This is a genomic window from Pseudomonas sp. MBLB4136 (assembly GCF_051904765.1).
GTDB lineage: Bacteria > Pseudomonadota > Gammaproteobacteria > Pseudomonadales > Pseudomonadaceae > Aquipseudomonas.
Map to the genome: position 1 here is coordinate 2,995,905 of NZ_CP196713.1, position 12,940 is coordinate 3,008,844.

Sequence of the window (12,940 nt, forward strand, 5' to 3'; positions counted from 1 at the left end):
CCGATGTCCCCGATCCTCTCGCGACTCACCTTCGCCCTGTTCGCCGCCGGCCTGGCCTTCGGCCCGCTGCCGCTCAGCGCGGCCACCAGCGCGGCGACACCGGCCAGCGGCCAGCAGGAAGAAAGCTGGACCATCAACCTGAAAGGCGCCGATATCCGCGAATTCATCGACCAGGTTGCGCAGATCACCGGGGAAACCTTCGTCGTCGACCCGCGGGTCAAGGGCCAGGTCAATGTGGTGTCGAGCACCCCGCTCACCCTGAGCGAGGTCTACCAGCTGTTTCTCTCGGTGATGTCCACCCATGGCTTCAGCGTCATCACCCAAGGCGAGCAGGCGCGCATCGTGCCCAATGCCGAGGCCAAGGCGGAGGCCGGGCTGGGCCGCGTAGCCCCGGATCGCCTGGAGACCCGCCTGATCCAGGTGCAACACGGCTCGGCGACCGAACTGATCCCGCTGCTCCGCCCGCTGGTACCGCAGTACGGCCACCTGGCCGCGGTGACCTCTGCCAACGCCATCATCATCAGCGACCGCAGCGCCAACATCGCCCGCCTCGAAGACCTGCTGCGCCAGCTCGACCAGAAGGGAGAACGTGATTACAGCGTGCTCAACCTGCAGCATGCCTGGGTGCTGGACGCGGCCGAGGTGCTCAATAGCGCCCTGGACCGGGGCCAGGCCAAGGGCGCCTCCGGCACCCAGGTGATCGCCGATGCGCGCACCAACCGCCTGATCCTCCTCGGCCCACCAGCGGCCCGCGCCAAGCTGGTCGCCCTGGCCCAGGCGCTGGACACCCCGACCAGCCGCTCGGCCAATACCCGAGTCATCCGCCTGCGCCACAACGACGCCAAGGCCCTGGCCGAGACCCTCGGCGACATCTCCGAAGGGCTGAAGGCCCAGGAAGGCGGCGAAGCCACCAGCAAGCCGACCAACACCCTGATTCGCGCCGACGAGAGCCTCAACGCCTTGGTGCTGCTGGCCGAGCCGGATCTGGTCGCGACCCTCGAGGACATCGTGCGCCAGCTCGACGTCCCGCGCGCCCAGGTGATGGTGGAGGCCGCGATCGTCGAAGTCTCCGGCGACATCAGCGACGCCCTCGGCGTGCAGTGGGCACTGGATGCGCGCGGCGACAAGGGCGGGCTCGGCGGGGTCAACTTCGGCAACACCGGTCTGTCGGTGGGCACAGTGCTGCAGGCCATCCAGGACCAGCGCAGCAACGTCGACAACCCGATCCTCAACAACCTACCCGACGGCGCGATCATCGGCCTGGGCAGCGACCGCTTCGGCGTGCTGGTCACGGCGCTGTCGGCCAACACCAAGAGCAACCTGCTGTCGACCCCCAGCCTGCTGACCCTGGACAACCAGGAGGCGGAGATCCTGGTCGGACAGAACGTGCCGTTCCAGACCGGCTCCTTCACCACCAGCGCCTCAGGCGCCGACAACCCCTTCACCACCATCGAGCGCAAGGACATCGGCGTCACCCTCAAGGTCACCCCGCACATCAACGAAGGCGCCAGCCTGCGCCTGGAGATCGAGCAGGAGATTTCCTCCATCGCGCCGACCGCCCAGGGGGTCAACGCGGTCGACCTGATCACCAACAAGCGCTCGATCAAGAGCACCATCCTCGCCGAGGACGGCCAGGTGATCGTGCTCGGCGGCCTGATTCAGGACGACGTCACCAAGACCGACTCCAAGGTACCGCTGCTGGGCGACATCCCCTTCCTCGGCCGCCTGTTTCGCTCGAGCAAGGACACCCACATCAAACGCAACCTGATGGTGTTCCTGCGCCCGACCGTGGTCCGCGATGCCGCCGGCCTGGCGGCGCTGTCCGGCAAGAAGTACGGCGATATCCGCGTACTCAGGGATATCCGCGACGACTATCAGCCGGGCGTAATGCCGCGTGACCCATTGAAGCTATTCGATCGCAGTCCGGACCCGGCCATCGACCTGCGCGAGTAGCGCAGCGCATACGAAAAAGCCTCGGCAAGTGCCGAGGCTTTTTTATGCCGCCAGGCAGCCGAAGGCGCTAGCTAGAGCGCGGACAGGCCGCGTGCCAGGTCTGCCTTCAGGTCGGCCAGATCCTCCAGCCCCACCGCCACGCGGATCAGGTTGTCGCGAATACCGGCGTTGGCCCGCTCGGCCGGCGACAGCCGCCCATGGGAGGTGGTGGCCGGATGGGCAATGGTGGTCTTGGTATCGCCCAGGTTGGTGGTGATGGAGATCACCCGCGTGGCGTCGATGAAGCGCCATGCCGCCTCCTTGCCGCCGGCAACCTCGAAACTGACCACCGCGCCGAAGGCGCTCTGCTGACGCTTGGCCAGCTGGTGTTGCGGGTGGCTCGGCAGCCCGGCGTAGTAGACATGCTCCACGCCCGCTTGCTGCTCGAGCCATTCGGCCAATTGCTGGGCACTGGCACAATGCGCCTGCATGCGCACGCGCAGGGTTTCCAGGCCCTTGAGGAAGATCCAGGCGTTGAACGGGCTGAGGGTGGGGCCTGCGGTACGCAGGAAGCCGACGACCTCCTTCATCAACTCCGCCTTGCCGGCCACCACGCCGCCCATGCCACGGCCCTGGCCGTCGATGTACTTGGTCGCCGAATGCATCACCACGTCCGCACCCAGCTTCAGCGGCTGCTGCAACGCCGGTGTGCAGAAGCAGTTGTCCACGGCCAGCAGCGCGCCTCGCCCATGGGCGATCTGCGCCAATGCGGCGATATCCACCAGTTCGGCCAGGGGATTGGACGGCGACTCGACGAACAGCAGCCTGGTATTGGCCTTGAGGGCCGACTGCCAGGCATCGAGGTCGGACAACGGCACGTAGTCCACCTCCACGCCGAAGCGCTTGAGGTACTTCTCGAACAGGCTGATGGTCGAGCCGAACACGCTACGCGACACCAGCACGTGATCGCCGCCACTGCACAGGCTCATGACGATCGCCAGGATCGCCGACATGCCGGACGCCGTGGCGACCGCCTGCTCCGCGCCCTCCAACGCCGCGATACGCTCCTCGAAGACGCGCACCGTGGGGTTGGTATAGCGCGAGTAGACGTTGCCCGGCACCTCGCCGGCGAAGCGCGCGGCCGCATCGGCCGCGGTGCGGAACACATAGCTCGAGGTCGGAAACAAGGCTTCGCTGTGCTCGCCCTCCGGGGTACGGCGCTGCCCGGCGCGCACCGCCAGGGTATCGAAGCCGACCCCTTCGAGGTCGCTGTCCAGCCTTCCGGCCTGCCATTCTTGCGTCATGTCCCTCACCTCGGTTCCCACGCTGCCGCCACTGCGCCCCTGGCGCACCGCCGCTTAGTTGTTGTACAGGTCGATGATCGCACTGACCGCCTGGGATTTGGCCTTGGTCGCGTCATTGCGCGCCTGCTCGATCTTGTCCAGATAGGCCTCGTCGACATCGCCGGTGACGTACTGGCCATCGAACACCGCGCAGTCGAAGTTATCGATCTTGATCTTCTTACTACCGCTGACCGCCTCGATCAGATCCGGCAGGTCCTGATAGACCAGCCAGTCGGCGCCGATCAGCTCGGCGACCTGCTCGGTGGTACGGTTGTGGGCGATCAGTTCGTGGGCGCTCGGCATGTCGATGCCATAGACGTTGGGGTAGCGTACCGCCGGCGCCGCCGAGCAGAAGTAGACGTTCTTCGCCCCGGCCTCGCGGGCCATCTGGATGATCTGCTTGCAGGTGGTGCCGCGCACGATCGAGTCGTCCACCAGCATCACGTTCTTGCCGCGGAACTCCAGCTCGATGGCGTTGAGCTTCTGCCGCACGGACTTCTTGCGCGCCGCTTGGCCCGGCATGATGAAGGTACGACCGATATAGCGGTTCTTGACGAAGCCCTCGCGGAACTTCACGCCGAGGTGGTTGGCCAGCTCCAGCGCCGAGGTACGGCTGGTATCGGGAATCGGGATGACCACGTCGATGTCGTGATCGGGCCGCTCACGCAGGATCTTCTCGGCCAGCTTCTCGCCCATGCGCAGGCGCGCCTTGTACACCGAGATGCCGTCCATGATCGAATCGGGGCGCGCCAGGTAGACGTGCTCGAAGATGCACGGCGAATAACTCGGATTCTCCGCGCACTGACGGGTGAACAGCTTGCCGTCTTCGGTGATGTAAACCGCTTCGCCAGGGGCCAGGTCGCGGATCAGGGTAAAGCCGAGCACGTCCAGCGACACGCTTTCCGAGGCGATCATGTACTCCACGCCCTCGTCGGTATGACGCTGACCGAAGACGATCGGCCGAATACCATTGGGGTCGCGAAAACCAACGATGCCATAGCCGGTGATCATCGCCACCACCGCATAACCACCACGACAGCGCTTGTGCACGTCGCTGACCGCGGCGAACACGTCCTCCTCGGTCGGCTGCAGTTGGCCGCGCTGGGCCAGTTCGTGGGCGAACACGTTGAGCAGCACTTCCGAATCGGAGTTGGTGTTCACGTGACGCAGATCAGACTCGTAGATTTCCTTGGCCAACTGCTCGACGTTGGTCAGGTTGCCGTTGTGCGCCAGGGTAATGCCATAGGGCGAATTGACGTAGAAGGGCTGCGCCTCGGCCGAGCTTGAGCTGCCGGCGGTCGGGTAGCGCACATGGCCGATGCCCATATGACCGATCAGGCGCTGCATGTGGCGCTGCTGGAACACATCGCGCACCAGGCCATTGTCCTTGCGCAGGAACAGCCGGCCATCATGGCTGGTGACAATACCGGCAGCATCCTGGCCGCGGTGCTGAAGAACGGTGAGCCCGTCATACAGCGCCTGATTGACGTTCGATTTACCGACGATACCGACAATGCCACACATGTGACGCAACCCCTACTTAGTGAAACACGCTAATTCTGAAGGCTCTTACGGCAGTCTAGGCTGCAAGAGACCCTCTTTGAACGGCAACTCCGCCGGAGCGCTGATGCCGCTGGCTAGCCACTCGCTGGACACCCCGAGAATCAGGTTCTTCGACCAGTCCGCGACCATTAGAAAGTGCGGCAACAACATCGACTGCTGCCACCAAGGATCCTGTTGCACCGGCGCCAGGCTGAGCAGGCCAACCAGCACCACCACGAGCAGGCCGCCCCGGGCGGCGCCAAAGACCATGCCGAGAAAACGGTCGGTGCCGGACAGGCCGGTAACCCGGATCAACTCGCCGACCAGGTAATTGACCAACGCGCCAACCATCAGGGTGACGACGAACAGAAACGCACAGGCCGCAATCACGCGCGCCGACGGCGTTTCAATGAATTCTGTGAGGTGCTGCGACAGGGCGCCGCCGAACATCCAGGCGACGACGCCGGCAATGATCCAGGTGAGCAGCGACAGGGCTTCCTTGACGAAGCCACGGCTCAGACTGATCAGACTCGATATGGCGATGATGGCGATAATCGCCCAATCGACCCAGGTAAATGCCACGATTCAGGCTACCGACGAACAAGGCGCTGCATTTTAGCAGAGCCCATGCCTTCGGGTAAGCCGCGTATCAACTGCGCTCCGGCTGAAAGCGCACGACGAAGCCATTGAGCTTGTGCTGACGCTTCAGCTGGTCACGCAGGCGATCGGCCTCGGCACGCTCGATCAACGGCCCGACGAAGACCCGGTTCATCCCGTCCACATGACGGATATAGGCGTTGTAGCCCTGGCTGCGCAGGGTCTTCTGCAGGCTCTCGGCGCCGCTGCGGCTGGACAGACTGGCGAGCTGCACCGACCAGCTGACCGGCAGGTTGTTGGCATCCAGACGACTGACCGGCGCCGCCGCAGGCTTTGCTGGCGCGGCCGCCACTGTCTCCGGCTTGGCGGCTGGCGCAGGCGCGGGCTCCGGCGCAGCCGGCTCCACGCCACCCTCCTCGCCCGGCTGCGCCGGCACCGGCTCCTCGGGCAGGATCTGTGGCTCCGGCACCGTGACCGGCTGCATTTCGACTTGCGGCATGGCCGGCGCCGCAGGCATGGCCGGTGCGTCGACCACCACATGACGCAGCTCGTCCTGACGCGACAGCAGCATGGGCAAGAAGATCACCGCCAGCGCCAGTAATACCAGGGCGCCGACCATTCGCTGCTTCAGTCCGTTATCCAGCAAAGCCATCCTGCATTTCCCCCGTGGCATGGCGGGCCAGCCAGTCCAGGGCCTCGGCCACGCAGTAAAAAGATCCGAACAGCAGGATTTCATCCCCCGCAGACGCCCGCTCGCATTGCGCCAGCAGCGCCGACTGTACATCGGCATGGGCACTGACCTGGGCGCCGCCATTGCGCAACTGCGCCTCCAGCTCGGCGGCCGGGCGGCTGCGGCTGGTCGGCAGCGGCGCCACGGCCCAATCGGCAATCACCCCTAGCAACGGCGTGACCACTCCGGCCAGGTCCTTGTCCGCCAGCAGACCGAAGACCGCCAGTCGCTTGCCGGTCGACGGCCGCGCGGCCAGGCGCTGTGCCAGGTATGCGGCGGCGTGGGGATTATGCCCAACATCCAGCAGCAGCGTGAGCGACTTGCCCTGCCAATTCAATGTCCGACGATCGAGACGCCCCGCTACCCGGGTACGCAACAGCGCCCGGGTTATCGTATCTGCCTGCCACGGCAGGTCGAGCAAGGCGTAGGCTTGCAGCGCCAGGGCGGCGTTCTCCATCGGCAGGTCGAGCAGAGGCAGGCCCTCGACCAGCAGCCGCTCCCCCTGGCCGCTTAAACCAGACCAGGACCAGTGCTCGGCGCCGAGGTCGAGATCATAATCGCGGCCGCGCAGGAAGAACGGGGCCGCCAGCAGCGCCACCTGATCCAGCAAAGGCTGCGGGGGCTGCGGATCGCCACAGAGCGCCGGCTTGCCGGCGCGAAATATCCCGGCCTTCTCGTAGGCAACCGACTCACGGGTATCGCCCAGCCATTCCGCATGGTCCAGACCGATACTGGTCACCAGAGCCAGGTCGGCGTCGATCAGGTTGACCGCGTCCAGCCGCCCGCCCAAGCCGACCTCCAACACCACCGCGTCCAGCGCCGCCCGCTGAAACAGCCAGAAGGCTGCCAGCGTGCCCACTTCGAAGTAGGTCAGGGAAATCTCGCCGCGCGCCGCCTCCACCGCGGCAAAGGCTTCGCACAGCGACGCATCGCTGGCCTCGGCCCCGGCGATCCGCACGCGCTCGTTGTAGCGCAGCAGATGGGGCGAACTGTAGACGCCGACCCGCAGGCCCTGCTCCTCCAACAGAGAAGCCAGGAAGGCACAGGTTGAGCCCTTGCCGTTGGTGCCCGTGACGGTAATCACCAGCGGCGCGGGCTTGCCCAACGCCAGGCGCTGCGCCACTTCCCGGGAGCGCTCCAGGCCCATATCGATGGCCGCGGGATGCAACTGTTCCAGGTAGGCCAGCCACTCGCCCAGGGAGCGCGCGATCATGCAGTGACCGGAAGCGCGACGGGGGACGGCAGGCGCATCAGCTGCGCGAGCAAGCGGGCCAGACGCGGACGCAGCTCCGCACGCGGAATGATCATGTCGATCGCGCCGTGCTCGAGGAGGAACTCGCTACGCTGGAAGCCTTCGGGCAGCTTCTCGCGCACCGTCTGCTCGATGACCCGCGGGCCGGCGAAACCGATCAACGCGCGCGGCTCGGCGACAATCACGTCACCCAGCATCGCCAGGCTTGCCGACACACCGCCGTAGACCGGGTCGGTCAGCACCGAAATGAACGGGATGCCCTCCTCGCGCAGACGCGCCAGCACGGCCGAAGTCTTGGCCATCTGCATCAAGGAGATCAGAGCCTCCTGCATGCGCGCACCGCCAGAGGCAGAGAAGCACACCAGCGGGCAGCGCTTCTCCAGCGCCACGTTCGCCGCGCGCACGAAACGCTCGCCGACGATCGCGCCCATCGAGCCGCCCATGAAGGAGAACTCAAAGGCACAGGCCACCACCGGCATTTTCTCCAGAGTGCCGCGCATGGCGATCAGCGCGTCCTTCTCGCCGGTCTGCTTCTGCGCCGCCACCAGGCGATCCTTGTACTTCTTGCTGTCACGGAACTTCAGGCGATCGACCGGCTCCAGGTCGGCACCGATCTCCTCGCGACCTTCCGCATCGAGGAAAATATCCAGGCGCACCCGCGCATCGATACGCATGTGGTGGTTGCACTTGGGGCAGACATCCAGGGTCTTTTCCAACTCGGGCTTGTACAGCACCGCATCACAGGAGCGGCACTTGTGCCAGAGCCCCTCGGGCACCGAACTCTTCTTGACCTCGGAACGCATGATCGATGGGATCAGTTTGTCTACCAACCAGTTGCTCATGCTCTTATTTCTCCCAAGCTGTTGGCTCGAGCAGGCTCATGGCGCAACGCCACGCGGCATACCCAAGCGAATTCACGGATGCAGTCTTTACAGGGGCCGGCGCTCGCCCCGAACGACCGTCACGGTTCGTCCAGTACGCACAACTACCCGCCAGCTCAACCTCGACCGCCAAAGGCGCTCATCTCAACACCTGCAACAGGGCTATGGACGGCCCAGCCCGAGGCGCCGTCACATCGACCGCGCGCAATACTCAAGCAGCTCTGACCGCCTGCACGAAGCTGCGAACCTTCTCGGCATCCTTGATGCCCTTGCTCGCCTCCACGCCACCACTTACATCGACCCCATAGGGACGCACCCGGGCAATGGCCGCCGCCACGTTCTCCGGTCCCAAACCTCCAGCCAGGATAATCGGCTTGGCCAAACCGGCTGGCACCAGCGACCAGTCGAAGGCCTCGCCGGTACCGCCCGGGACACCCGGCACATAGGTATCCAGCAAGATGCCCGCGGCACTGGCATAAGGCTCTATCCGCGCGCCAATGTCGTCTCCCCGCCTAACCCGCAGCGCCTTGAGATAGGGCCGGCCCGGCGCCTCGCAGGCGGCAGCGGTCTCATCGCCATGAAACTGCAGCAGGTCCAGCGGCAAGGCATCCAATATCCTGGCCAGCTCGTCACGGTCGGCATCGACGAACAGGCCAACCGTGGTGACAAAGGGCGGCAAGGCATCGATGATCGCTCGCGCCTGCGCGACAGTGACCGCGCGCGGACTCTTGGCGTAAAACACCAGACCGATGGCATCCGCTCCGGCCTTGGCTGCGACCAGCGCGTCCTCTACCCGGGTAATTCCACAGATCTTGCTGCGAACGACTGGCAACTGGCGACACCTCCGGCAAAGCGTCGATGGTAGCAAATGCCTACCTAGGCGTCAGCCGCCACATCCGGCAAACCGGACAGGAAATGGGGACCGAGGTAGCGCCTGGGCAGCCCGAACTCCTCCGGGTAGTCGACCTGCACCAGGTACAGACCATAGGGATGCGCGGTCACCCCCCCCGTGCGACGCACGCGGGTCTCGAGCACCTCCCGCGCCCATTCCACCGGTCGCTCCCCGGCACCGATGGCCATCAGCACCCCGGCGATATTGCGCACCATATGATGGAGGAAGGCATTGGCGCGAATATCCAGCACGATGAAGCGGCCGTGCTCGAGCAGATGCAGGTGGTGCACCGTCTTGACCGGCGACTTGGCCTGGCACTGGCGCGCGCGAAAGGCGCTGAAATCATGGGTACCGACCAACGCCCTGGCGGCCTCACGCATGAGTTCGACGTTCAGCGGCCGGTGATTCCAAGTGACCTCTTCGGCCATATGCGCCGGGCGAATCTGATCGTTGTAGATCACGTAGCGATAGCGCCGGGCCATGGCGCAGAAACGCGCATCGAAATGCGCCGGCATGAGCTTCGCCCAGGTCACGCTGATATCGGCGGGCAGGTTCATGTTCGCCCCCATGACCCAGGAGTGGGTGGAACGCTCGACGGTCGTGTCGAAGTGCACCACCTGGGCACTGGCATGCACCAGGGCATCGGTACGACCGGCACAACTCAGGGTGACTGGCGCTCCGCCGGCCACCTTGGACAAGGCCCTCTCCAGGGACTCCTGGATCGACGGCACCCCCGCGCGCTGACGCTGAAAACCGCGATAGCGTGAACCCTTGTACTCGACACCGAGGGCGACCTTGAAAAAGCCAACGGCAGCCGAGTCGGCTGCCGTTGTGGGTAGTGCATCAGACATGTATCAAACCAATTTAGCGATCAGCTCTCGCGCTTCCTGCTGCTGACCGTCGTTACCCTCGGCGATCACTTCATCGAGGATGTCGCGAGCACCCTCGGTATCGCCCATATCGATATAGGCACGCGCCAGATCGAGCTTGGTTGCCGTTTCGTCCGTACCGGACAGGAAGTCGAAATCATCGTCGCCATCCAGGTTCGCCAAGGCCGGCGCGGACTCTGCCGCCGGCAGGTCGAGCTCGTCGCCAGCAGCCGGCTGATCCAGACCATCGGACAGCTGACCCAGTTCCGCACTCACATCCTCGAGCTGCGCGGCAAAATCAGTGGAGGGGCTGGGCGCCTTCACTTCATCCAGCGACAAATCGAAGTCGGCCGGCAGATCGAGCTCGCCATCGGCGGCGGCGTCGGCCGGCAGATCGAGGCTCAGGTCGGCAAATTCATCCGCTACCGGCGTCGCGCTTGGCTCGTCCCCTTCGAGGCTGAGGAGGAACTCTTCCTCTTCCGCCTCGGGAACCTTGCTCTCGCTCTCCAGATCCAGACTGAAATCGGCGAGATCGCCGCCCAACTCCAGACCTTCCTCGCCCGCCTCGTCCAGGCTCAGATCGAAACCCAGATCGTCATCCTGACTGGCGACAGACGCTGCCGACACCTCGGTTTCCGACTCCGGATCCAGGCTCAAGGCGTCCGCATCCAGCAGCGAATCGCCCATGGCAGCGGACTGCAGGTCACGATCGAGCTCGCTCTCCAGGTCATCGAGGCTCAGATCGAATTCGTCCTCCAGGCCATTGGCCGGGGCTGGTTGCTCTGGCTCATCGAACGCCAGATCATCGAGACTGAAGCCACCCAGATCGTCGTCGGCATCGACGACTTCGGCTGCTGCCGCGGCCGCTCCAGCAAAACCGGCCATGGCCGGGTAGCGCACCTTGAGCTGGTCAACCTCGGCGGCCGAGCCACCTATCTCGCGCAGCTCGCTGTCCTGGCGCACGAACCCTTCGCGATCGCCCAGCTCGGCATAAACCTCCATCAACTTGAGACGCAAATCCGCGCGCTGCGGCTCATCGTTGATCGCGTTCTGCAGCAACTCGGCGGCCTGATTGAAACGCCCATAGGCGATATAGATGTCCGCTTCGCCCAAGGCGTCTGCGGTTTGCGCGGTAACGCGCTCCTCGGCCGGGGCCGCAGCAGCAGCCAATTCGTCAACCGGCGCCTCGGCGAACTCCTCGAAGCTGTCGGAGGCCAACTGCATATCGGCCTCGAAATCGCTTTCGTTGCCCTCCGCCGCCAGAGCAGCCTGCAACTCGGCCTCCTTCTGCGCGTTGCGCCGCGACAGCATCATCAAGCCGACCAGCAGCACCAACAGGGCTCCGCCGCCGGCAACGCCGAGCAGCATCGGATTGGCCAGCAGGTCATCCAGGGCGCTGGTCTGCGGCTGTTCGGTGACGACCGGAGCGACGGGCTGCGCCTCCGGCTCTTCGACCACGGCCACCGGAGCGGCAGGCTCGACAACCGGAGCCGGCTCGGGAGCAGGCTGCGGCGTATCAACTTGCTCTGCAACGCCTGGCTCGGCCGCCGGCTCCTCGCTGTAATTGAAATCGGTCTCAGGCGTCGACGGTACTACCGCCGGCACTTCCGCCCCGGGCTGGACAGCCACCTCTGGCGCTGGCTCGGCCTTGACCGGTTCTTCGACCGGGGCGACCGGGGCAGCGGACTCGGCCGGCTCAGGTTGCGCCTGTCCCTGCTTGGCAAGCTCAGCCTGCAGCTTGGCCAGCTGATCATCTTTCATCTGGATCAGGCGCTGCAGCTTGTCGAGCTGGCTCTGCAGGTCACCCATGCGCCCTTTCAGCTCATCGTTCTCGCGGCGAGTTGAGTCAAGGCTCTCCTGGGTTACCGCCAGCTTGTCGGCCAGCGCCTTGCTGTCGGCGGCCCCTCTATCGCTGCCGCCGCTGGCCTTGCCGCTTTCGGCGGAGACCAGCTTGAGGCTGTCCTGCGTCTTCACCTGAGCCGGCGCGGCACCAGCCGCGCTGCGCTTGGTCGCATCCAGCTGGCGGGCCGCCACGCTGCGCCCCTCGCGCCACGCGGCGTTCTGGCTGGCGACCTGGGCGATGGCCTCGGCGTGGGAGCGACGATTGAGCTGCTGCTCGTCAGGCAGGCGCAGTACCTGACCGCTCTTCATGCGGTTGATATTGCCGTCGATGAAGGCGTCCGGATTCAGGTCCTGAATCGCCAACATGGCCTGGTGCACGGTACCGCCGGGCACGCGCCGGGCGATTTCCCAGAGCGTGTCGTTGGCGGTGGTCTTGTACTGGCCAGCGGGTGCGGCGCTGGCCGCCGGCGCTGGACGCGGCGCAGATACTGCGCCTGATGCAGCAGGGCGAGGCGCAGCGGCGGCCTGCTGGCTTGGCGCGGCAACCGGCAGCTGAGGCGCGGCCGCGACTGCGGTCTGCGGGGAGTAGAGTGGCGGATCGAGCAGCAGGGTGTATTCGCGCAGCAGCCGACCATTGGGCCACAGCACCTCCACCAGGAAGTTCAGGTAGGGCTCGCGCACCGGCTTGCTCGACGTCACCCGGATGACACTCTTGCCATTGGGCTTGAGCACCGGAGTGAACTTGAGGTCGGTCAGAAAATACTGGCGGTCGACACCGGCTTTGCTGAACTCCTCGGGAGCAGCCAGGCTCGGCAGGACTTCATTGGAAGCGAGATCACGCACTTCCAGCAATTCGATCTCGGCGACCAGAGGCTGGTTCAACGCCGATTGCAGGGTCACTTCTCCCAGCCCCAGCGCATGCGCCATACCGGAGGACAGTGCCGAAGCAGCTGCGATTGCCAGCACCAGTTTGCGAACCCGAACCATAGCGATTTCCCTTGTTTTATCTTTTTTTCTCGGCACGCGAGAGGGTCTTGATAATTGCTGCCTGCACTCCGCC

General features: G+C 65.1%; 10 protein-coding genes. 1 reads left to right on the top strand and 9 read right to left on the bottom strand.

The features are described 5' to 3' along the window. Nucleotides 1-3: 3 nt before the first annotated feature. Nucleotides 4-1,953 (top strand): type II secretion system secretin GspD, encoded by a 1,950-nt coding sequence (gene gspD, locus ACSX1D_RS13435; protein WP_439858978.1) that lies wholly within the window; start codon nucleotides 4-6, stop codon nucleotides 1,951-1,953. A 71-nt stretch (nucleotides 1,954-2,024) separates the two neighbouring features. On the opposite strand, the gene ACSX1D_RS13440 is transcribed toward gspD, so the two are convergent. The 9 genes from ACSX1D_RS13440 to ACSX1D_RS13480 all read right to left on the bottom strand — a co-directional run bounded on the left by ACSX1D_RS13440 (nucleotide 2,025) and on the right by ACSX1D_RS13480 (nucleotide 12,867). Further along, the gene (locus ACSX1D_RS13440; protein WP_439858979.1) at nucleotides 2,025-3,236 is read right to left on the bottom strand and encodes an O-succinylhomoserine sulfhydrylase; all 1,212 of its coding nucleotides are present in this window, start codon (nucleotides 3,234-3,236) and stop codon (nucleotides 2,025-2,027) included. Nucleotides 3,237-3,290: 54 nt separating this feature from the next. Continuing rightward, on the bottom strand, nucleotides 3,291-4,799 hold the full coding sequence (purF, locus tag ACSX1D_RS13445; protein ID WP_439858980.1) for an amidophosphoribosyltransferase: 1,509 nt from the start codon (nucleotides 4,797-4,799) through the stop codon (nucleotides 3,291-3,293). Nucleotides 4,800-4,844: 45 nt separating this feature from the next. After that, nucleotides 4,845-5,399 carry a CvpA family protein gene (locus ACSX1D_RS13450; protein WP_439858981.1) on the bottom strand — a complete coding sequence of 185 codons (555 nt, stop codon included), beginning with the start codon at nucleotides 5,397-5,399 and terminating at the stop codon, nucleotides 4,845-4,847. 67 nt (nucleotides 5,400-5,466) lie between these two features. Further along, entirely contained in the window at nucleotides 5,467-6,066 is a 600-nt protein-coding gene (locus tag ACSX1D_RS13455) for an SPOR domain-containing protein (RefSeq protein WP_439858982.1), read from the bottom strand. Beyond that, complete coding sequence (gene folC / locus ACSX1D_RS13460) at nucleotides 6,050-7,357, bottom strand: bifunctional tetrahydrofolate synthase/dihydrofolate synthase (RefSeq protein WP_439858983.1); 1,308 nt, start codon at nucleotides 7,355-7,357, stop codon at nucleotides 6,050-6,052. Before folC ends, ACSX1D_RS13455 begins: the two co-directional genes overlap by 17 nt. Further along, on the bottom strand, nucleotides 7,354-8,238 hold the full coding sequence (gene accD / locus ACSX1D_RS13465; protein ID WP_439858984.1) for an acetyl-CoA carboxylase, carboxyltransferase subunit beta: 885 nt from the start codon (nucleotides 8,236-8,238) through the stop codon (nucleotides 7,354-7,356). Before accD ends, folC begins: the two co-directional genes overlap by 4 nt. Before the next feature lie 250 nt (nucleotides 8,239-8,488). Then, nucleotides 8,489-9,109 carry a phosphoribosylanthranilate isomerase gene (locus ACSX1D_RS13470; protein WP_439858985.1) on the bottom strand — a complete coding sequence of 207 codons (621 nt, stop codon included), beginning with the start codon at nucleotides 9,107-9,109 and terminating at the stop codon, nucleotides 8,489-8,491. Nucleotides 9,110-9,153: 44 nt separating this feature from the next. Continuing rightward, a complete protein-coding gene (gene truA, locus ACSX1D_RS13475; protein WP_439858986.1) occupies nucleotides 9,154-10,020 on the bottom strand; it encodes a tRNA pseudouridine(38-40) synthase TruA in 867 nt (288 codons plus the stop codon). 3 nt (nucleotides 10,021-10,023) lie between these two features. Continuing rightward, nucleotides 10,024-12,867: a FimV/HubP family polar landmark protein gene (locus ACSX1D_RS13480; RefSeq protein WP_439858987.1), complete on the bottom strand. Its 2,844-nt coding sequence runs from the start codon at nucleotides 12,865-12,867 to the stop codon at nucleotides 10,024-10,026. Nucleotides 12,868-12,940 lie beyond the last annotated feature (73 nt).